18 protein-coding genes and 2 tRNA genes are annotated in these 20,105 nt (G+C 68.3%); 6 read left to right on the top strand and 14 right to left on the bottom strand.

The window, feature by feature from the left end; all coding sequences use genetic code 11:
- Positions 1 to 95 precede the first annotated feature (95 nt).
- Positions 96 to 716, top strand: coding sequence for a mycothiol-dependent nitroreductase Rv2466c family protein (locus ACXIZN_RS22755; protein ID WP_457956760.1), 621 nt, complete (start codon positions 96 to 98; stop codon positions 714 to 716).
- Here the strand turns inward: ACXIZN_RS22755 and ACXIZN_RS22750 are convergent.
- Together ACXIZN_RS22750 and ACXIZN_RS22745 are read right to left on the bottom strand one after the other, a co-directional pair.
- The gene (locus ACXIZN_RS22750; RefSeq protein WP_457956759.1) at positions 713 to 1,516 is read right to left on the bottom strand and encodes an MBL fold metallo-hydrolase; all 804 of its coding nucleotides are present in this window, start codon (positions 1,514 to 1,516) and stop codon (positions 713 to 715) included. The genes ACXIZN_RS22755 and ACXIZN_RS22750 overlap by 4 nt on opposite strands.
- Positions 1,513 to 2,358 (bottom strand): 2-phosphosulfolactate phosphatase, encoded by an 846-nt coding sequence (locus tag ACXIZN_RS22745; RefSeq protein ID WP_457956758.1) that lies wholly within the window; start codon positions 2,356 to 2,358, stop codon positions 1,513 to 1,515. Before ACXIZN_RS22745 ends, ACXIZN_RS22750 begins: the two co-directional genes overlap by 4 nt.
- Here ACXIZN_RS22745 and ACXIZN_RS22740 point away from each other — a divergent pair.
- Together ACXIZN_RS22740 and ACXIZN_RS22735 are read left to right on the top strand one after the other, a co-directional pair.
- Positions 2,278 to 2,751 carry a ribose-5-phosphate isomerase gene (locus tag ACXIZN_RS22740; RefSeq protein WP_007034718.1) on the top strand — a complete coding sequence of 158 codons (474 nt, stop codon included), beginning with the start codon at positions 2,278 to 2,280 and terminating at the stop codon, positions 2,749 to 2,751. The genes ACXIZN_RS22745 and ACXIZN_RS22740 overlap by 81 nt on opposite strands.
- A 1-nt stretch (position 2,752) precedes the next feature.
- The gene (locus ACXIZN_RS22735; RefSeq protein ID WP_457956757.1) at positions 2,753 to 3,562 is read left to right on the top strand and encodes an Fpg/Nei family DNA glycosylase; all 810 of its coding nucleotides are present in this window, start codon (positions 2,753 to 2,755) and stop codon (positions 3,560 to 3,562) included.
- A 354-nt stretch (positions 3,563 to 3,916) separates the two neighbouring features.
- Here the strand turns inward: ACXIZN_RS22735 and ACXIZN_RS22730 are convergent, their stop codons facing one another.
- Positions 3,917 to 4,690, bottom strand: a complete 774-nt coding sequence (locus tag ACXIZN_RS22730; RefSeq protein WP_457956756.1) for a hypothetical protein — start codon at positions 4,688 to 4,690, stop codon at positions 3,917 to 3,919.
- Positions 4,691 to 4,802: 112 nt separating this feature from the next.
- On the opposite strand from ACXIZN_RS22730, the gene ACXIZN_RS22725 reads away from it, so the two are divergent.
- Both ACXIZN_RS22725 and ACXIZN_RS22720 read left to right on the top strand, forming a co-directional pair.
- Positions 4,803 to 5,678, top strand: a complete 876-nt coding sequence (locus tag ACXIZN_RS22725) for a TIGR03619 family F420-dependent LLM class oxidoreductase (protein ID WP_457956755.1) — start codon at positions 4,803 to 4,805, stop codon at positions 5,676 to 5,678.
- A gap of 2 nt (positions 5,679 to 5,680) precedes the next feature.
- Positions 5,681 to 6,133 (top strand): nuclear transport factor 2 family protein, encoded by a 453-nt coding sequence (locus ACXIZN_RS22720; protein WP_457956753.1) that lies wholly within the window; start codon positions 5,681 to 5,683, stop codon positions 6,131 to 6,133.
- Here the strand turns inward: ACXIZN_RS22720 and ACXIZN_RS22715 are convergent.
- The 10 genes from ACXIZN_RS22715 to ACXIZN_RS22670 all read right to left on the bottom strand — a co-directional run bounded on the left by ACXIZN_RS22715 (position 6,130) and on the right by ACXIZN_RS22670 (position 14,904).
- Positions 6,130 to 7,344 carry an RNA polymerase sigma factor gene (locus ACXIZN_RS22715; RefSeq protein ID WP_457956752.1) on the bottom strand — a complete coding sequence of 405 codons (1,215 nt, stop codon included), beginning with the start codon at positions 7,342 to 7,344 and terminating at the stop codon, positions 6,130 to 6,132. The genes ACXIZN_RS22720 and ACXIZN_RS22715 overlap by 4 nt on opposite strands.
- Before the next feature lie 27 nt (positions 7,345 to 7,371).
- A complete protein-coding gene (locus ACXIZN_RS22710) occupies positions 7,372 to 8,262 on the bottom strand; it encodes a TauD/TfdA dioxygenase family protein (RefSeq protein WP_457956751.1) in 891 nt (296 codons plus the stop codon).
- Complete coding sequence (locus ACXIZN_RS22705; RefSeq protein ID WP_457956750.1) at positions 8,259 to 9,581, bottom strand: LLM class flavin-dependent oxidoreductase; 1,323 nt, start codon at positions 9,579 to 9,581, stop codon at positions 8,259 to 8,261. The genes ACXIZN_RS22710 and ACXIZN_RS22705 overlap by 4 nt, the downstream gene beginning before the upstream one ends.
- Positions 9,578 to 10,414, bottom strand: coding sequence for an ABC transporter permease (locus ACXIZN_RS22700; RefSeq protein ID WP_457956749.1), 837 nt, complete (start codon positions 10,412 to 10,414; stop codon positions 9,578 to 9,580). The genes ACXIZN_RS22705 and ACXIZN_RS22700 overlap by 4 nt, the downstream gene beginning before the upstream one ends.
- Positions 10,411 to 11,172, bottom strand: coding sequence for an ABC transporter ATP-binding protein (locus ACXIZN_RS22695; RefSeq protein ID WP_457956747.1), 762 nt, complete (start codon positions 11,170 to 11,172; stop codon positions 10,411 to 10,413). The genes ACXIZN_RS22700 and ACXIZN_RS22695 overlap by 4 nt, the downstream gene beginning before the upstream one ends.
- On the bottom strand, positions 11,169 to 12,188 hold the full coding sequence (locus ACXIZN_RS22690; protein ID WP_457956745.1) for an ABC transporter substrate-binding protein: 1,020 nt from the start codon (positions 12,186 to 12,188) through the stop codon (positions 11,169 to 11,171). The genes ACXIZN_RS22695 and ACXIZN_RS22690 overlap by 4 nt, the downstream gene beginning before the upstream one ends.
- A 90-nt stretch (positions 12,189 to 12,278) precedes the next feature.
- Positions 12,279 to 13,445 (bottom strand): ROK family protein, encoded by a 1,167-nt coding sequence (locus ACXIZN_RS22685; RefSeq protein ID WP_457956743.1) that lies wholly within the window; start codon positions 13,443 to 13,445, stop codon positions 12,279 to 12,281.
- Between the two features lie 42 nt (positions 13,446 to 13,487).
- Complete coding sequence (locus ACXIZN_RS22680; RefSeq protein ID WP_457956741.1) at positions 13,488 to 13,934, bottom strand: N-acetyltransferase family protein; 447 nt, start codon at positions 13,932 to 13,934, stop codon at positions 13,488 to 13,490.
- Positions 13,935 to 14,189: 255 nt separating this feature from the next.
- Positions 14,190 to 14,660 (bottom strand): DUF2695 domain-containing protein, encoded by a 471-nt coding sequence (locus ACXIZN_RS22675; protein ID WP_457956740.1) that lies wholly within the window; start codon positions 14,658 to 14,660, stop codon positions 14,190 to 14,192.
- Positions 14,661 to 14,830: 170 nt separating this feature from the next.
- Positions 14,831 to 14,904 (bottom strand) — tRNA-Pro (locus ACXIZN_RS22670).
- A gap of 84 nt (positions 14,905 to 14,988) precedes the next feature.
- On the opposite strand from ACXIZN_RS22670, the gene ACXIZN_RS22665 reads away from it, so the two are divergent.
- Positions 14,989 to 15,062: transfer RNA gene (locus ACXIZN_RS22665), tRNA-Gly, on the top strand.
- A 342-nt stretch (positions 15,063 to 15,404) separates the two neighbouring features.
- Here the strand turns inward: ACXIZN_RS22665 and ACXIZN_RS22660 are convergent.
- On the bottom strand, positions 15,405 to 20,102 hold the full coding sequence (locus tag ACXIZN_RS22660; RefSeq protein ID WP_457956738.1) for a HAMP domain-containing protein: 4,698 nt from the start codon (positions 20,100 to 20,102) through the stop codon (positions 15,405 to 15,407).
- Between the last annotated feature and the right edge of the window lie 3 nt (positions 20,103 to 20,105).

Below are 20,105 nucleotides of genomic sequence, written 5' to 3'. Positions count from 1 at the left end.
GACGGGAACAACGCCGACGGCCGCGATGTTGGCTCGCTGTGTAGCACCCTGTGTGTGTACCGGCCCGCCCAAGACGATGGCACTGGGAGAACCTGATGACCGCCCCGTCCGAGAAGACCAAGGTCGACTTCTACTTCGATCCGATCTGCCCCTTCGCCTGGATCAGCTCGCGCTGGATCCTCGAGGTGGAGAAGCACCGCGACCTCGAGCTGAGGTTCCGGATCATGAGCCTGTCCGAGCTCAACAGCGGTCGTGAGGACCTGCCTGAGCAGTACAAGGAGCTGTTGGACCGCGGCTGGGGCCCGGTCCGCGTCGCCACCGCGCTGGCGCAGAAGAACGGCGAGGAGGCGCTGCGCGACTTCTACACGGAGTTCGGCACGCGCCACCACAACCAGGGCGACAAGGACATCCCCAAGGTCATCAAGGAGACCCTCGAGGCCATCGGCGCGCCGGCCGAGCTGGCCGAGGCCGCGGAGTCGGCCGAGTACGACGAGGCGCTGAAAAAGAGTCACTACGAAGGTATGAATCCGGTCGGAATGGACGTCGGCACCCCGACCATCCACATCGACGGCGTCGCCTTCTTCGGCCCGGTGCTCAGCTCGATCCCGCGTGGCGAGGACGCCGTCAAGGTCTTCGACGGCGCCCGCGCGCTGGCGAGCTACCCGGACTTCTTCGAGCTGAAGCGCACCCGCTCCGGTGAGCTGAACTTCGACTAAGGGGTCGCCAATGCGGCCCTGGTGACATCGTCCGGGTAGGAGGACCTCGCGACGGCTTCGTCCGTCGTGAGGTCTCCCGCCGCGACCCGGGCCTTGAGCGCGACGAGTTCGCGCAGCCCGTCGCGGTGCTTCTCGACGAACTCGATGCCGACGGGGTCCCCGTGGCCGGCCACGACGATCTTCGGCTCCAGCGCGAGGATCGCGTCCATCACGCCGGGCCATTCGGCCAGGAAACTGCCGTCGTTGAACGAGAACGCGCTGAAGCCGGCCTCGGCGTTCTCGACCGCGTCGCCCGCGAAGACGACCCCAGCGTCGGGCACGTGCACGAACAGGTCGTGATCGGTATGCGCCCGGCCGAGGAACCGCAGCACGACGGTGCGGCCGCCGAGGTCGATCTCGGCGGTGTCGGTGACCGGCTTGTCCGGCAGGGTGATCTGGGTGCGCTCCAGCGCTTCCGCCATCTCCGGCCGGTTTTCGCCGAGGTAGTGCTGGATCCACTTGCGCCGCGCGCCCTCGCCGAAGGTGGTCAGTTCGGCGAGGCACGCTTCGTGTGCCCAGACGTCACACGGCAGGAACGCCGTCGTGCCGAAGGCGTGGTCGAAATGCGCGTGGGTGTAGATGACCGACCACGGCAGCGGCGTGATCTCCCGGACCGCCGCGGCCAGTTCGGCACCCTGGTCGACGTCACCGCGGACGTCGACGACCAGGCAGCGTTCACCGCCCACGACGAGGCCGACGGTCAGGTCCAACTCCTCGTAACGGCGGGCGTACACGCCGTCCGCGAGTTCGAGCCAAATCACGAATCCTCCAGAATTCCGTTGCGCAGCACCGGAACTGTGCTGCTTGTGTCGAGCTCCGCGGCCAGCTTCACGTCGTTCGCGTGCCCGGCCTCGGCGAGTTCACGTCCTGAAGAACACTCTGTCAGTGCTTCGGCGATGTCGATCGCTTTCGCCGCCGCGGCGGCGAGACGGGCTTCGGCGGACAGGCGGCCGTAGCCCTCCAGTGCCGCGACGATCGCTCCCGCGCCGAGCTGGTCCTCGACGCACGGCCTCAGCGGCCCGGACGTCTTGGCTTCGTCGCGGATGTCGATGCCCCAGCGTTCCCCCGCCGGGATGACGCCGATCGGTCGTCCATCCGCCAGCTCGGCCGCGCGAGCGGCGACGGCGGTCGCGTTGCGCAGGCATCCCGCCAGCACCTGGGCACCGGTCGTGGCGGCGGCGTCGCAGAGTGTGGCGCCGTTGGGGGAGGGGAGCGCGAGGAGTGTGCCGGAAGGGATTTCCGTCACAGACGAAGGTCGCAAGGACCAGTGTTTTTCACCCGCGAGGATGGCACCGCGCGCTTTCGCGGCCTCCTCGCCGCGGTGATCGCGCCAACGGACGGGCAGCACGCTGCCGCCGTTGCCCAGCACGAGATCGGTTGTGGTGCAGAAGGAAAGCACGTCGACGACGATGAGCACGGCGCAGTCCGCGCCCAAGGCGGCGACGCCCTCGCTTCCCCATTCGAGCCTGATGTCCACCCCCACAGCATGCCCGCGCCGGAACGTGATGGCAGACTCCGCGCTGTGCGTGTTTACCTTGGCTCCGACCATGCCGGTTTCGAACTGAAGAACCACCTCGTGGCCCACCTCAAGGAGCAGGGCCACGACGTCGAGGACGTCGGCCCCTTCGTCTACGACGCGGCCGACGACTACCCCGCGTTCTGCATCGAGGCGGCCCGCCGCGTCGTCGCGGACGAGGGCAGCCTCGGCATCGTCGTCGGCGGCTCCGGCAACGGCGAGCAGATCGCGGCCAACAAGGTCAAGGGCGCTCGCGCCGGCCTCGCGTGGAGCGTCGAGACCGCGAAGCTCACCCGCGAGCACAACCACGCCCAGCTGATCGGTGTCGGCGCGCGGATGCACACCACCGAGGAGGCCACGGAGATCGTCGAGGCGTTCCTCGCGACCCCGCCGAGCCCGGACGAGCGCCACGGCCGCCGCGTCCAGCAGATCCTGGACTACGAGAACACCGGCTGGCCGCCGCCGCTGCCCGAGCACTGACATGCCCGAGGGGCACACGCTCCATCGTCTGGCACGTCTGCACAAACGCCGGTTCGCCGGTCACCCGGTCGAGGTGAGCAGCCCACAAGGACGGTTCGCCGCCGAAGCGTCCCGTTTGGACGGCCGGGTGCTGGTGAAGGCCGAGGCGTACGGGAAGCATCTGTTCCACGACTACGGTCCACACGGGACGGTGCACGTCCACCTCGGCCTCTACGGCACGTTCTCCGACGTGCCGCTGCCCACTACGGAACCCGTGGGGCAGGTGCGGATGCGGCTGGCCGGTCCGACACACTTCGCCGACCTGCGCGGCCCGACCCGGTGCGAACTCCTCGACCGGCCCCAGGTCGACGCGATCAAGGCACGGCTGGGCCCGGACCCGCTGCGTCGCGACGCGAAGCCGGACAAGGCGTGGGAGCGGATTTCGCGGTCGAAGACGTCGATCGCGGCACTGCTGATGGACCAGTCGGTGCTGGCGGGCGTCGGCAACGTGTATCGCGCCGAGGTGCTGTTCCGGCACGGTGTCGCCCCGCTCGTCCCGGGCCGCGCGCTCGATCGCGGGCTGTGGGACGACATGTGGGCGGATCTCGTGACGCTCATGCGACACGGTGTCCGGGTGGGACGGATCGACACGGTCGCGCCGGAGCATCTGCCCGAGGTCACGGGCCGCGCGCCGCGGCAGGACCGGCACGGAGGCGAGGTCTACGTCTACCGGCGCGAGGGGATGCCTTGTCTCGTGTGCGGGACGGCGGTGCAGCGGAGCGATCTGGCGGCGCGGAACCTCTTCTGGTGCCCGACCTGCCAGCCCGCCTGACGGCCTCTCGACGCGGACGTCGCACCTCTGCGGTGCTCGTGTCGCGAAAGCCACTTTCGGGACGTCAGATGTCCCGAAAGTGGCTTTCGCGACATGGCCGAGCACGCCGACTGCACGCATTTAGAGGACTAAATGCGACCCAAGCGGCTAGAGGATCTCCGCCGCCGAGCNTTTTTCTTGTCCCGCTTTTGGGGCTCCCCCCCCACGCCCGGCTGCGCCGGACCAGGCCGTGGCTGATCGGCCGCCCGTTCGTCAGCGGTGGCCTAACCGCCCGAAACCGGCCCCGAACGCTATGAAAGGTCCTTTCCTTGCAGATTTCGCAAGGAAAGGACCTTTGATAGCGCTTGAAGCGGGTTAGAAGTCGAAGCCTCCGCCGTCGAACCCGCCGCCATCGAAGCCGCCACCGTCGAACCCGCCGGTGTCCCCGCCCATGTCTCCGCCCGCGTCGCCGCCGGCATCACCGGCGCCGGCGTCCTCCTGGCCCGCGTCATAACCCGACTCCCAGGCCGACGCGCTCGCGATCCCCGCCATACCGGAGAACATCGCGCTGAACAGCAGCATCGAACCGAGTCCCCAGGCACCGGCGACGAGCGCGGGCTTCCACCACGGCTCGCTGTACCAGCCCTGCGGCACCGGACGGCCGGCCACGCGACCACCGGGGTAGTAGTGCGGCGTCCGCTGGCTCGGGTCCGGCGAAGCCTCGTAGTGCTCGCCCTCGACGTCGACCGAGCGGTACTCGGTGACCTTGCCCGCCCGGTCGCGCTCTTCGCTGCCGGGCAGTTCCGGACCGGGGTCCATGCCCATCGCGAGGCGGGCCGCGCGGACGTAGTAGAGCCCTTCGATGGCGGTCTCGCGCACGAGGCGGGCCTGCTCCACGGTCTGCGCCTGCTCCATCTGGGAGCCCGCCGCGGTGAAGCGTTCGGACGCGTCCGCCATCGCCTGCTGGGAGGCGGTGTCCGTGCCGGTGAGGTTCATGACCTGACCGCCGAGTCGTTCGACGAGGCGCCGTGCGTCCGCCTTCGCGTCGTCCAGTTGGCGCTTCTTGGCCGCCGCCTGGGATTTCGCGAAGTAGATGCCGCCGCCGACCACGACGACGAGGAGCACGATCAGGAAGATCGCGGTGCCCATTGGTTCACTCCAGGAATCGTTCGGCCTTTGCCCGGATCAACGCGGGGAACCCGCCGGGGGTTCCCCCGCGGGCACTGGCGGGCGAAACTAGAACACGTTATAGTTCGACTCCATGAAGTTCACCCTGTCGATCGCGATGAATCCGCTCGATCAGCTGGGCGAGCTCGCCCGGGCCGCCGAAGAGGCGGGTTTCTCCTCGATCGCGCTCCCGGATTCCCTGTTCTATTCCGAGACGGTCTCGGCCGACTATCCGTACACGCCCGACGGCAGCCGCTTCTGGACCGAGGAGACGCCCTGGACGGATCCGCTGATCGCGGCCGCGTCGATGGGCGCGGTCACCGAACGGCTCACCTTCTACACGTCCGTGCTCAAACTGGGTTCCCGCAACCCGGTGCTGCTCGCCCGCCAGGTCAACTCGGTCGCGGCGCTGACCGGCGGCCGCTTCGGGCTCGGGCTCGGCGTCGGCTGGTCGCCGGAGGAGTTCCGCTGGTGCGGCGCGCCGTACGAGAAGCGCGGCAAACGCGTGGACGAGGCCATCGAGGTGCTGCGCCTGATCCTCGACGGCGGGATGGTCGAGTTCCACGGCGAGTTCTTCGACTTCGACAAGCTCCGGATGAGCCCGACGCCGCCGTCGCGGGTGCCGTTCTACATCGGCGGGCACACCGACGTTGCGCTGCGCCGGGCCGCGCGCGTCGCCGACGGCTGGTCTTCGGCGATGATGAAGTTCGACGACCTCCGCGACACGATCGGCAAGCTGCGCGGGCTGCTGGCCGACCAGGGCCGCGCCGATGATCCCTTCGAGTACCAGGCCGTCTGCATCGACAAGTTCGGTCTCGACGGCTACCGCGAGCAGGGCGACATCGGCGTCACCGACATCATCACCATGCCGTGGGTGTTCGACGGCCTCGGTTTCGACGCCGAAGTCGGCCCGAAACTCGATTCCATCAAGAAGTTCGGCGACGAGATCATCGCGAAGATCGGAGACTGAACATGGGTGTCGACGTCTGCTGGGATCCGGCCACCGCGCAGCCGCCCGCGCGCCAGGCCGCGTTCCGCTCGATGACCGCCGTCACCGCCGGGGACAAGGCCGCCTGGCTCGCGCTCTTCGCCGGAGACGCCGTCGTCGAGGACCCGGTCGGCCCGTCGATGTTCGACGAGGAGGGCAAGGGGCACCACGGTCAGGACGGGATCAGCGCCTTCTGGGACAAGACGATCGCGAACGTCGAACGCTTCCAGTTCACCATCCGCGATTCGCACGCGGCCGGTGACGAGGTCGCGAACGTCGGCACCATCACGACGTACCTGCCCGGTGGCTACCGCGTCGACACCGACGGCGTGTTCGTCTACCGGGTGCGCGAGGACGGGCTGATCGTGTCGATGCGCGCGTTCTGGGAGACCGAGCGCGCCATGGCCACGGCCAGGAAGGCCGAGGACACGGCCTAGTAGAGCCGCTCCGCCCGCCGCGTCAGGTACCGCTTCTCCGGTTCGCTCGCGGTCTTGCCGGCGGCCCGGAGATAGGCCTCGCGCGCGGCGCCGGGGTCCCCGGCCAGTTCCAGCAGGTGCCCGCGGACGGAATCGAGCCGGTGCGTCTGGCTCATCCGGCTGTCGTCGTCGAGTGTGGCCAGCAGTTCGAGGCCCGCTTCCGGCCCGTTGACCTCGGCGACCGCGACGGCGCGGTTGAGCGTGACGACCGGGCCGGGAGAAACCTTCTCGAGCACGTCGTAGAGCGCGAGGATCTGGGGCCAATCCGTGTCGGCGGCGGTGGCCGCCTCGTCGTGGACGGCGGCGATCGCGGCCTGCACCTGGTACGGCCCGACCGGGCCCGCCTCCAGCGCCTCGCTCACCAGCGACACACCTTCGGCGATCATCTCCGCGTTCCAGCGCGAACGGTCCTGCTCGGCGAGGGGGACGAGCGAGCCGTCCTCACCCGCGCGGGCGGCGCGGCGGGCGTCGGTCAGCAGCATGAGCGCCAGCAGGCCGGTGACCTCGTCCTCGTCCGGCATCAACCGCCGGAGCAACCGGGTCAGCCGGATCGCCTCGGCGGTCAGGTCCGCGCGGTGCAGGTCAGGGCCGCCGCTGGTCGTGTAACCCTCGTTGAAGATCAGGTACAGCACCTGGAGGACGACCCGGAGCCGTTCGGCCAGTTCCCCGGCGGGCGGCAGGACGAACTCGGCGCCCGCCTTCTTGATGGTCTGTTTCGCGCGGCTGATCCGCTGGGCCAGCGTCGATTCCGGGACGAGGAAGGCGTTCGCGATCTCGCCCGTGGTCAGGCCGCCGACGGCGCGCAGGGTGAGCGCGAGTTGCGACGGCGGGGACAGGGAAGGGTGGCAGCACAGGAAAAGGACGGTGAGCGTGTCGTCCGAATCGGACACAGTGGCTGGAGCGGGGGCCATCAGCGCGTCGTTCTCCTCGCGCCGCCGTCGCGCGCTCTCGCTGCGCCACTCGTCCACCAGCCGCCGGGTGGCGACCGTCGCGAGCCAGGACTTCGGACTGTCCGGGATGCCCTGCTCCGGCCATTGCTGCGCGGCCGCGAGCAGGGCTTCCTGGACGGCGTCCTCGCAGGCGTCGAACTGCCCGTGCTTGCGCACCAGCAACCCGATGACCTGCGGGGCCAGCTCCCGCAGGAGCGCTTCCACCTGACGATCGTCCTTCACGACGCCAGTCTTACCTCATACGCGCGGTCAAGCGACGGGGGAGTAGTGCGAAGCGTCGCCTTCGAGGGATTCGCTCGGCACCCCGTCGATACCCACCGGCACGTCACCCGCCACGGTCACCCGGTTCAGGCGGCGGGGCAGGTCGTCGTAGTTGTCGACGGCGTAGTGCTGGGTGATGCGGTTGTCGAACAGCACCAGCTGGTTCGGCTCCCAGCTCACCCGGACGACGTTCTCCGGCCGCGTCACGTAGGACTGCAGCAGCCGCAGGACGTCCCGCGACTCGCCCTTCGACAGCCCGATGATCCGCTGCGCGAACCCGCCGATGTACAGCCCGCGCTCGCCGGTCACCGGATGCACCCGCACCACCGGGTGGACCGTGCGGAACTTCTGCGAGACGAACACTTTGCGTCGTTCCTGCTCCGCCTCGTCGAGGGTTTCCGGCGCCTTCGCGTAGTCGTAGTCGTTGGTGTGCTCGGCGCGCAGCGTGTCCGCGAACGCCCGGAGCGGTTCGGGTAGATCCCGGTACGCCGCGGCCGAGTTGGCGATCAGCGTTTCCCCGCCGTACGGAGGGACGACCAGGCTGCGCAGCGTGCTGGCCTTCGGCGGGTTGAGCACGAAGGTGACGTCGGTGTGCCACTGGTTCGCGCGGCCCTGCTCGCTGTCGACCGGCAGGATCGCGGGCTCGCCGTCCACGGACGGGACGGTCGGATGCGCCTTGGTCAGTTCGCCGAACCGCTGCTGGCCCGCGTCGTCGAGGTCGACGCCCGAGAAGATGAGCGCCTTGTGCTCGTGCAGGGCCTCGGTGAGGAACGCGACGGTCGCGGCGTCGAGTTCCCCGGCCGGGTCGACGCCGAGGACGTGCGCGCCGATCCTTCCGGTGATCTTGCGGATCTCGACCTGGGTGTCGATGGCGGTCATGCGGCGTGCTCCTTCACTGGGGTGCGGTGGGCAGGGCGGGCGAGGCCGTAGTGGCCGCGCAAGGTCGTGGCGGTGTACTCGGTGCGAAACAGGCCGCGCTTCTGTAGCTCGGGGACGACGAGGTCCACGAAGTCCTCGAGACCACCCGGAAGCGTGGGCGGCATGACGTTGAAGCCGTCCGCGGCGCCTTCGGTGAACCAGTGCTCCAGCTGGTCGGCGACCTGCGTGGCGGTGCCGGCGAACACGCGGTGCCCACGGCCGCCCGCGAGCCGCTCGATGAGCTGGCGGATGGTCAGGTTCTCGCGCCTCGCCAGGCCGGTGACCAGCTCGAACCGGCTCTGCGCGCCTTCGGTGAACGTGCCGACGTCGGGCAGCGGACCGTCGAGCGGGTACGGCGTCAGGTCGTGGTCGAGCATGTTCGACAGCTGCCGTACGCCGTACGCGGGGGTGATGAGGGCGTTGAGTTCGGCCTCGCGCTCCTTCGCCTCGGCCTCGGTGCGGCCCAGGATCGGGCTGATCCCCGGCAGGATCTTGATCTCGCCGGGAGAGCGGCCGTATTTCGCGAGCCTTCCCTTGACGTCGTCGTAGAAAGCCTTGCCCTCGGCGAATGTCTGCTGCGCGGTGAACACCGCCTCGGCGAACCGGGCCGCGTATTCCTTGCCCGTCTCCGAAGAACCGGCCTGGACGAGCAACGGATGACCCTGCACCGGACGCGGGATGTTCAGCGGCCCGCGCACCTGGAAATGCGTGCCGTCGTGGTCGATCCGGTGGATGCGGTCGGTGTCGGCGTAGACCCCGGTCGCTTTGTCGACGACGGCCGCTCCGTCGTCCCAGCTGTCCCAGAGTTTCTTCGCCACTTCGAGGAATTCGGAGGCGCGCTCGTAGCGCAGCGCGTGTGCCGGGCGGGCGTCGCGGTTGAAGTTGCGGGCCTCGTCCTCTCCCGCCGACGTCACGATGTTCCAGCCCGCGCGCCCGCCGCTGAGGTGGTCGAGCGACGCGAATTTCCGCGCCAGGTGGTACGGCTCGTTGTAGGTCGTCGACGCGGTGGCGATCAGCCCGATGCGCTCCGTCGCCCCGGCCAGCGCCGACAACAGGGTCAGCGGTTCGAACAGGGTGTGCGAGTTGTAGCGGACGTTGCCCCACAAGGCGACGCCGTCGGCCAGGAACAGTGAATCGAGCTTGCCGCGCTCCGCCGTGCGCGCGATGTCGACGTAGTGCCGCAGTGTCGCGGCGCGATGCGGATCCGTGCTGGGATGCCGCCATGCCGCCTCGTGATGACCGTTCGGCATCACGAACGCGTTGAGGTGTAGTTGCTTCATGCCTTCTCCTTGACCCGCCAGGTGGAGAACCGCCGCTCCAGTGCGACGAAGCCCGCGTTGATGGCCAGGCCCAGCACCGAAACCGTGATGATCGCGGCGTACATCTGCTGGATCTGGAAGTTGACCTGCGAGTTGTTGATCAGATAGCCGAGCCCGGCCTTGGCGCCGACCATTTCGGCGGCGATCAGGATGAGGATCGAGTACGCCGCCGCCATCCGGATACCGGTGAAGATGGTCGGCACGGCCGACGGCAGGATCACCTTCCGGAACAGGCTCGGACTAGACAGGCCGAGCGAACGCGCGGCCTTGACCAGCAAGGGATCCACGGTGTTCACCCCGGCGATCGTGTTGAGCAGCACCGGCCAGACGCAGGCGTAGACGATCAGCGCGATCTTGGACACCTCGCCGATGCCGAGCAGGAGCGTGAACACCGGCAGCAGCGCCAGCGCGGCGGTGTTGCGGGCCAGCTCCAGCAGCGGGTTCAGGAACTCGGCGAGTGGCCGGTACCAGGCGATCAGCAGGCCGAGTGGCACCGAGACGCCCACCGCGATCACGAATCCGGCGGCGGACCGGCCGAGGCTCGCCAGCAGATGGTCGGCCAGCTGCCCGTTGAGGACGAGTTCCCAGAGGGCGACGAGGTCTTCCGACAACGGTGGCAGGAAGGTCCTCGTGCCTTCGTCGAGCACGTATTGGGGAGCGAGCTCCCAGACGGCGAGGAAGAGCAGGATCGCCGCCGAACTGCGGAACGCCTTGCGCAGCGGGTTCTTCCTGCGGGGCTTCTCGGTGGCTTTCGGTCCAGTGTGGACTTTCGGCGCTTCGAGTGTCGCGGTCATGCGGCCCTCCGGATCTCGTCGTGCAGCAGTTCCCACAGCCGGTGGCGATGGGCCACGAACGCGGGTGCCGAGCGCAGGTCGTCGTTCGAACGGTCACCGAGATCGATGTCGACGACGTCCTTGAGCCTGCCCGGCCGCGACGTGAGCACCGCGACCTTCTGTCCTAAATAGACGGCTTCTTCGATGCTGTGGGTGATGAAGACGATGGTCTTGCCGGTGCGCAGCCAGATCCGCCGCAGTTCCTCCTGCAGCAGTTCACGGGTCTGGGAGTCCAGCGCGGCGTACGGCTCGTCCATCAGCAGCACGTCCGGGTCGTAGGCGAGGCTTCTCGCGATCGCGACCCGTTGTTTCATGCCACCGGAAAGCTGATGGGGGAGATGGTCTTCGAAGCCGGAAAGCCCGACCAGGCCGAGGAATTCCCTCGCCCTGTCCGCGCGCTGCCGTTTGGTCAGCGCGCCGCCTTCGAGGCCGAACTCGACGTTGGCGCGGGCGGTGCGCCACGGGAACAGCGCGTACTGCTGGAACACGACCCCGCGGTCCAATCCCGGCCCGGTGACCGGGTTCCCGTCGATCAGGACCTCACCGGAGGTGGGTTTCGCGAGCCCGCCGAGCAGATCGAGCAGCGTGGACTTGCCGGAACCGCTGGGGCCGACCAGCGAGAGGAACGTGCCGTCCTCGATGTCGAGGGAGACGTCGTCCAGCGCGGTCAGCGTGCCGAAGGTCTTGGTGACCGAGCGGAGACTGATCTTGGCGGTCATGCGCCACCGCCTTCGCGGTACGGGTTGAACTCGTTGGTGTAGATCTTCTTGAGGTCGACCTGGTCGTTCTTGATGAAGCCGGACTGCTTGAGCCAGCCGGTCCAGAGCGTGTAGTCGTGGTCGGAGATCAGCCCGCCCTTGGTGACGCCGGTGCTCTTCCAGTACTTGAGCGTGTCGGTGTTCTCGTTGCGGCCCCGGTTCTGGATGATCTTGGTGAACCGGGCGATCACCTCGTCGCGTGGTGTGGTGCGCGCCCATTCGATCGCCTTGGCCACGCCGGTGACGAAGGTCTTCGTCGTCTCCGGGTACTTCTTGATGAAGTCGGTCCGCAGCACGTACGGCCCGCCGTTGTAGGGACCGAACGCCTCGACGTCCTTCACGATCGGTCGCACGCCGCCTCCGGCGAGGGCGCGATCCTGCAGGACGCCGTTGAGCGCGGCGACGTCGATCTGGCCGTTGCGCAAGGCCTGTTCGGTGTTGATCGGCGGCAGGACGACCAGTTGCACCTGGTCGATCTCGGCGTCGGAGAGGCCGCTGCGCTTGAGCCAGGTGTCGAGGGCCGCCTCCAGGTTCGCGCCGACGGTGTTGACGCCGACCTTCTTGCCGATGAGGTCGCGCGGCGTGCGGATCGGGCTGTCTTCCTTGACGTAGAAGCCCAAGAAGGTCTTCTCGTCGGAGCCGTAGTAGTTGACGACGGCCTTGATCGGGGCGCCGGCGTCGACGAGTTTGGCGACCGCGCCGGTGAAGGCGCCGCCGAAGTCGGTCTGGTCGGTCGCGGCGGACTGGATGTCCTGCGGCCCGCTGATCGTGTTGCCGACCCACTTGAGTTTGACCGGGCCGAAGTACCCGAGGTCCTCGGCGAGTTCGGGGAAGGTGACGTTGTTCGCCGACCCTTGGTAGCGGAGTTCGAGCTTCTCCGGCTGCCCGGCCACGCCGGCCGGAGCCGCGGAGGCGCCGCAGCCCGACAGCGCCAATCCGGCGATGAGCGCGGCGATCAAGGGCACTGGTTTCTTCACGGTGGGCTCTTTCGTTCGGGTTCGCGTCGTTGAAGAAGATTCTTCGCAGCCCCGGCGACGAGCGTCAATTTTGCGATTTAGTGAAGTAATTCAGGAGGCGTTGGCGAGGTCGGTGAAAAGCGGATCCTCGTAGAGGGCGTTCAGCATGACCGCGCCACCGGCGGTCGCCAGTTCGGTTCCCTGAAAGCTCGATGCCACAACGTTTTCCTGAGGTGACTGGCAGATCCACGAGCGTTGCGAGACCTCGTCCCGGATCATGGAAAGGCAGCCTTCGACGTCGCGTACACTCTGGTCGAGCACAATGAGGATTTCCGGATTGAGGACGTCGAAGAGCAATGCGGCGGCCTGTCCGATGATTCTCGCGCGTTCATGGAAAAGGGTGACGGCGCTTTTGTTGCCCGACGCCGCCAAACGGAGTACATCGGCGAAGATCGGTTTTTCGACGAGTTGCGCTTCGACGGCTTTGCGTGCGACCGTGCGCTCCGAAACGGTGGCTTCGAGACAGCCGGATCGCCCGCAGCGGCAAGGTTCCTCGCTGTCGTCGACCCGCAGATGCGCGACGGCTCCCGCCGCCGACCGCGGCCCATGATGGACGGTGTCGCCGGTGGCGAAGGCGGCGTCGACCACGTTGCCGGTGAACAACTGCACCACGCTGCGGCGCGCCCTCGGTTGCCCCAGCAGGCGTTCGGCGTGGATGAGCGCCCGCGAATGCCCGTCGACCCGGACGTCGAGACCGGTGACCTCGGTGAGCAGATCCCGCAGCGGGACCCCGCGCCAGCCGAGCAGACCGTGCTCCACCACGGTCCCCGACGACTCGTCGACCCAGCCGCCGGTCGCCACCCCCAGCCCGAGCGGCGTCCGCTCCGGCGCGTGTCCGACGAGGAGGTCGTCGAGCAGTTCCGCGATCTGCGCGGCCTGCACGGCGGGTTCGGCGCCGTGATGCGGGGTTTCGTGCTGCGCCAGCACTTTCCCGCGCAGATCCAGCAGCCCGACGGTGAGATGGTCGACCGCGACATGCGCCCCGCACACCACGAATCGTTCCGTGTCGAGGTCCACCGGCACGAACGGCCTGCCGACCGCGCCGGCGACCTCAGGCAGCTCGGTGAGGAACCCGCGGCGCATCAGCTCCGCCACATGCCCGGTGACGGCCGCGGCGCTCAGCCCGGTGCGGCGCGCGATGGTGCTGCGCGCGATCGTCCCTTCGTCCAGCACCACGCGGAGCACCGCGCTGGCACTGGCGCTCCGCCTGCCGGTCACGGTGCCGATGTTCGCAAGCGGGTGCCGGTGGGCCTAGGGCTCTCAGTATCCGGGAGCAAGCCGTCGGATGAACCTGGCGCTGTGTTCGCAGCGATCCTCGTAACCCCGCGCGCGATAGAAGGCGTGCGCGGCAGTCCGGTGGCGGGAGCTGGTGACCTCCATGGTGTCGCAGCCCAAGCGCAACGCCTCCGCTTCGGCCGCGGCGACCAGCTCGCGTCCGATGCCGGTTCCGCGCTTCGTCTCGTCCACCACCAAGGCGACGATCCGCCCGCCGGACCCCGGCCGCTCGAGAAGCGGGATCGCGACCACCGCGACGACACCGACCACCTCGCCGTCCGCCTCGGCGACGAACGCGGCACCCTCGGGATGGCGGGCCCAGCGTTCGAGCCGTCCGCGCACGTCGGTCTCGTCGTTGTCCGGGTAACCGAGCTCGGTGAGGAGGGCGGTCACGGCGTGAGCGTCGGTGGGGCGGGCGTGGCGGATCTCCATGATCCTCATCTTGCCTGGACGGGTCCGCCGCCGACTCGGAGTGAGGGGTGTGTGGAAACAGGGACGTTGAGTGTCCCTACTTCCACACACCCGTCGTGATCGGTCCGGTCACGCGGGACCGTGTGGATTTCGGGTCATCCAACGCACCAAAATCCACACAGTCGATGTCGCCGGTCCGCGTCGAGCGACTGTGCGCCGTGCGCGGAGGCCGTGCTTTACCCGATGTGCGACGAAAACTCGCCGAAGCGCTAGGGCCTACGCCGTCTGGTCCGGGTCCGTGTTGGCCAAGACCTCGCAGTCGCAATACCCGCCGGCGTCCCCGAGAGCCTCCCGGAGCACCGGCCACTCCATACCCCGCTCCGACGCCCACACCTCGGTCAGCCGGAGGCTGTGGTCACAGCCTTCGACGCCAAGCCGCTCATCCAGCCNGTCCGGGTCCGTGTTGGCCAAGACCTCGCAGTCGCAATACCCGCCGGCGTCCCCGAGAGCCTCCCGGAGCACCGGCCACTCCATACCCCGCTCCGACGCCCACACCTCGGTCAGCCGGAGGCTGTGGTCACAGCCTTCGACGCCAAGCCGCTCATCCAGCCAGTCGTACAACGCGTCCAGCTCGGCACGATCGAGCCCCAGAGCATTCCAGGCGGCGACACGCTGCTGCTCCTTGTACGCGTTGCGCAATGCCTTGCGCCGCGCCGCCTCGCCCGGATCCACGAGCACAGTGTGCATCAGACCTGATCGACATCGAACAGGCCTTAGGTCGCGTTCTGCTCGGCGGCGAGGCCGTACGAGGCGGCATGTGAAATCCCCAAAGCGGAGTGTCACTGAGCGTCGCACTAGCCCCCGAAGCGGCTCCGCCGCTTCGAAAGAGGGTGTTCATGCAGGCCAAAGGCCTAGGGTCGGGATGACAGGATTTGAACCTGCGACCCTCCGCTCCCAAAGCGGATGCGCTACCAAGCTGCGCCACATCCCGTGACTTCCCCGATCTCCCGGGGGGTGTGCGCACAGCCTAGCGGGTCACGCTAAGCTGTTTTCGCACCCGGTACTCCGGGGGCACGCGGGTGTAGCTCAATGGTAGAGCCCTAGTCTTCCAAACTAGCTACGCGGGTTCGATTCCCGTCACCCGCTCCATAGCTCTACATTCGAACCCGCAGGCGCCTGGCCTGCGGGTTCTTTCGCGTCCAGGCCAAGTCCGGGTGTCCCGAGGGGCACCTTTGAGACCTCTAACGGCCCAAAGGTGACCTTCAGGACGGCGGGGGCTGACGTGGGTCATGAGAGTCGGGGACAGTGCTTGCCGGCCCGTGGCCCGACCGGACTCTGGGGTCACCTGTGTTCAGTGATCTCGGTCGCAGGCTCTTACCTGCCCCGGGGCCCGGTCGTGACAGGGACAGTCTCGCGGGACCGTGTGGATTTTGGGTCATCTGACGTCCCAAAATCCACACAGTCGTCGAGGACCGCACCCGCCCCAAGCGCTCAGTCCGTGCCGGCGTCCGAGTCGTCACCGGCGCCCGCCACGGCCTGCGAGAGGCCGCTGGACGCGGCATCCGCCTCCAGGTGCGCGGCGATCAGGTCCAGCAGCTTGTCCGTGTCCACCGGTTTGGTCACGTAGTCGTCCGCGCCCGAAGCGAGCGTCCGCGCCTTGTCCTCCGCGGTCGCCTTCGCCGTGACGGCGATCACGGGCAGGTCTTCGTGCGCGGCCTCCGCGCGGATGGCGGTGATCGTGGCGTTGCCGTCCAGTTCGGGCATCATCACGTCCATCAGGACGAGCGCGGTGTCCTCGTGCCGTTCCAGCGCCCGGATGCCGGCGACGCCGGTCTCGGCGTAGATGACCTCCAGGCCGTTGCGTTCCAGCACGGCGGCCAGCGCGAAGACGTTCCGGAGGTCGTCGTCGACGATCAGGATCTTCTCGCCGTGGAACCGCTGTGCCGGCGCGGAGGGGGCCACCTGCGGCACCGCCATGATCAGCGGGACACCGCCGGCCGCGGCGGTGGTCGGGACGACGAGGTTCGACGCGCTCACCGGCAGGTACAGGGTGAAGGTGCTGCCCTTGCCGGGTTCGCTGCGGACGCGCAGTTCGCCGCCGAGCAGTTCGGTGAGTTGCTGGCTGATCGACAGGCCGAGCCCGGTGCCCCCGTACTTGCGGCTGGTGGTGCCGTCGGCCTGGCGGAACGCGTCGAAGATGATCGCGAGCTTGTCCGGCGCGATGCCGATCCCGGTGTCCTCGACGGCGAACGCGAGGACGCCGGGGGCGTTGCGGAGCGAGTCGGCTTCGACCTCGCCCGGATCGGCCATCCGGATGTGCAGGCGCACGCCGCCCTCGTCGGTGAACTTCGCCGCGTTGGACAGCAGGTTCCGCAGCACCTGCTGTACGCGGTGTTCGTCGGTGTGGATCGACGAAGGCACCGGCGGGTCGATCAGGACGGCGAACTCCAGGCCCTTGTCCGAAGTGAGCGGACGGCAGATCGATTCGACGTATTCGACCAGTTCGGGCAGCGTGACGTCCGACATCTGCAGGTCCAGGTGACCGGCCTCGACCTTGGCCATGTCGAGGATGTCGTTGATCAGCTGCTGCAGGTCACTGCCCGCCGAGTAGATCGTCCGCGCGAACTGGACCTGCTTCTCGGTCAGGTTCCCGTCCGGGTTCTCCGAGAGCAGTTTCGCGAGGATCAGCGCGCTGTTGAGCGGAGTCCGCAGTTCGTGCGACATGTTCGCCATGAACTCGGACTTGTACTGCGACGCCATGGTCAGCTGCCCGGCACGCTCTTCCAGTTCCTGCCGCGCCTGTTCGATCTCGCTGTTCTTGACCTCGATGTCGCGGTTCTGCTGCGCCAGCAGCGCCGCCTTCTCGGCCAGATCCGTGTTGGACCGGCGCAGTTCCCGTTGCTGCGCCTGCAACTGCTCGGACCGGGCGCGCAGTTCCTGTGCCAGGCGCTGGGATTCCGTCAGCAGCGCCTCGGTGCGCGAGTTCGACTGGATGGTGCTGACGTTGACCGCGATCGTCTCCTTCAGCTGCTCCAGCAGGTCGATGTGGACGGTGCTGAAGGCGTTGATGGTCGCCAGTTCCAGCACGCCGAGCACCTCACCCTGGAACAGCACCGGCAGCACGATCACGTTCACGGGAGCGGCCGAACCCAGCCCGGACGAGATGAGCGCGTACTCCGGCGGGGCTTCGTGGACCAGGATCGTGCGACGGTCGACGGCGGCCTGCCCGATGAGCGACTCGCCGGGGGAGAACCGCAGCCCCGTCTGGGATTTCGCCAGCCCGTAGGTCGCGATGCTCTCCAGGACCACCTCTTCCTGCTCGTCTTCGCGGGCGAGGAAGAACGCGCCCTGCTGCGCGGACACGAGCGGGGTCAGCTCGGACAGGATCAGCGACGCCACCGACGCGAGATCGCGGTGACCCTGCATCAGCGCGGACAGCCTGGCCAGGTTGGTCTTGAGCCAGTCCTGCTCGCGGTTCGCGCGGGTGGTCTCCTTCAGGTTCGCGATCATCTGGTTGATGTTGTCCTTGAGTTCGGCCACCTCCCCGGACGCGTCGACGGTGATGTGCCGGGTCAGATCGCCCGCGGTCACCGCGGTCGCCACCTGCGCGATCGCCCGCACCTGGGTGGTCAGGTTCCCGGCCAGCTGGTTCACGCTTTCGGTCAGCCGCGACCACGTGCCCGCGACACCGGGCACCTCCGCCTGGCCGCCGAGCGTGCCGTCCGTGCCGACCTCGCGGGCGACACGGGTGACTTCGGAGGCGAAGGCCGAGAGCTGGTCGACCATCGTGTTGATGGTGGTCTTGAGTTCGAGGATCTCGCCGCGCGCGTCGATGTCGATCTTCTTCGACAGATCGCCCTGCGCCACCGCGGTGGTCACCGTCGCGATACTGCGGACCTGGCCGGTCAGGTTGTCGGCCATGACGTTCACGTTGTCCGTCAACGCCTTCCACGTGCCCGCCACGTTCGGCACGCGGGCCTGGCCGCCGAGGATGCCTTCCGTACCCACCTCGCGGGCGACGCGGGTGACCTCGTCGGCGAACGCGCGCAGTGTCTCGACCATGCTGTTGATCGTCTCGGCGAGGACCGCGACCTCGCCCTGCGCGTCGATCGAGATCTTCTTCGACAGGTCGCCGTTCGCCACCGCCGTCGTCACCGTCGCGATGCTGCGCACCTGGTCGGTGAGGTTGGTGGCCATGACGTTGACGTTGTCCGTCAGGTCCTTCCAGGTCCCGGCGACGCCGCGCACCTGCGCCTGGCCGCCGAGCTTGCCCTCGGTGCCGACCTCGCGGGACACCCGGGTGACTTCGTCGGCGAAGGCCGAGAGCTGGTCGACCATGATGTTGACGGTGTTCTTGAGCTCCAGGATCTCGCCGCGCGCGTCGACGATGATCTTCTGCGTCAAGTCGCCCTTCGCCACCGCCGTGGTCACCTGGGCGATGTTCCGGACCTGGTCGGTCAGGTTCTTCGCCATGAAGTTGACGTTGTCGGTGAGGTCCTTCCACGTCCCGGCCACGCCGGGCACCTGCGCCTGGCCGCCGAGCCGCCCGTCGCTGCCGACCTCGCGGGCGACGCGGGTGACCTCGTCCGCGAACGCCGACAGCTGATCCACCATGGTGTTCAGCGTGTTCTTCAGTTCGAGGATCTCGCCCTTGGCGTCGACGGCGATCTTTTGCGAGAGGTCGCCCTTCGCCACCGCCGTCGCCACTTGGGCGATGTTCCGGACCTGCGCGGTGAGGTTGTTCGCCATGAAGTTGACCGACCCGGTGAGGTCGCGCCACGTCCCGGCGACACCCGGCACCTGCGCCTGGCCGCCGAGCTGACCTTCCGTGCCGACCTCGCGCGCCACCCGCGTGACCTCGTCGGCGAACGACGAAAGCTGGTCGACCATCGTGTTGACGGTCGTCTTGAGCTCCAGGATCTCGCCGCGCGCGTCGACCGTGATCTTCTGCGTCAGGTCGCCCTTCGCCACCGCGGTGGTCACCTGGGCGATGTTGCGGACCTGGTCGGTCAGGTTGTCGGCCATCTGGTTCACCGAATCGGTGAGCCCGCGCCAGGTGCCCGCCACGCCCGGCACGGTCGCCTGGCCGCCGAGACGGCCTTCGCTGCCGACCTCGCGCGCCACCCGCGTGACCTCGTCCGCGAACGAGGACAGCTGGTCGACCATGGTGTTCAGCGTGTTCTTGAGTTCGAGGATCTCGCCCTTGGCGTCGACGTTGATCTTCTGCGAGAGATCGCCCTGGGCGACCGCGGTGGCCACCTGGGCGATGTTGCGGACCTGGTCGGTCAGGTTGTCCGCCATCAGGTTGACCGAGTCGGTGAGGTCGCGCCACGTGCCGGCGGCGCCGGGGACCTGCGCCTGGCCGCCGAGACGGCCTTCGCTACCCACCTCGCGGGAAACCCGGGTCACTTCGTCGGCGAACGACGAAAGCTGGTCGACCATGATGTTGACGGTGTTCTTGAGCTCCAGGATCTCGCCGCGCGCGTCGACGTTGATCTTCTGGGTCAGATCGCCCCGCGCCACCGCGGTGGTGACCTGGGCGATGTTGCGCACCTGGTCGGTCAGGTTGCTGGCCATGACGTTGACGTTGTCGGTGAGATCACGCCAGGTGCCCGCCACGCCCGGGACCTCGGCCTGGCCGCCGAGCCGTCCTTCGGTGGCGATCTCGCGGGCCACTCTGGTGACTTCGGTCGCGAACCGCGACAGCTGTTTGATCAGGCCGTTGACCGTCTTCGCGACCTCGGCGAACTGACCCTGCAGCGGCCGCCCGCCGACTTCCAGGGGCATCGGCTCGGACAGATCGCCCTCGGCGACCGCGCCGAGGACGCGGTTGAGCTCGGCCGTGGGCCTGCTCACGTCCTCGATCAGGCCGTTCACGACGTCGACCGCGGTGGCCCAGCCGCCGGGGCCGATCTCGGCCGCCACCCGCTCGGTCAGCCTGCCTTCCTTGCCGACCGCTTCGCGGACGCGCAGGAGTTCGGTCACCAGCCGCTGGTTCCGCTCGGCGATGTCGTTGAAGGCGCCCGCGAGCTGGGCCGCGAGCCCGTCGCCGTGCGCCACGAGCCGCCGGCGGAAGTTGCCGTCCCCGAGGTCACGAGCCGCCGCGAGCAGGCGTTCCAGGGTCGCTTCGTCCACCTGGCCGCCACCACCTTCCACGGGGATCCGGTCCCTTTGGGAGTGCTGTGTCATCTG

Source organism: Amycolatopsis sp. TRM77291 (assembly GCF_054166285.1).
Note: the sequence above shows the minus strand (reverse complement) of the source record. Positions and strands in the feature narration are given on the sequence as shown.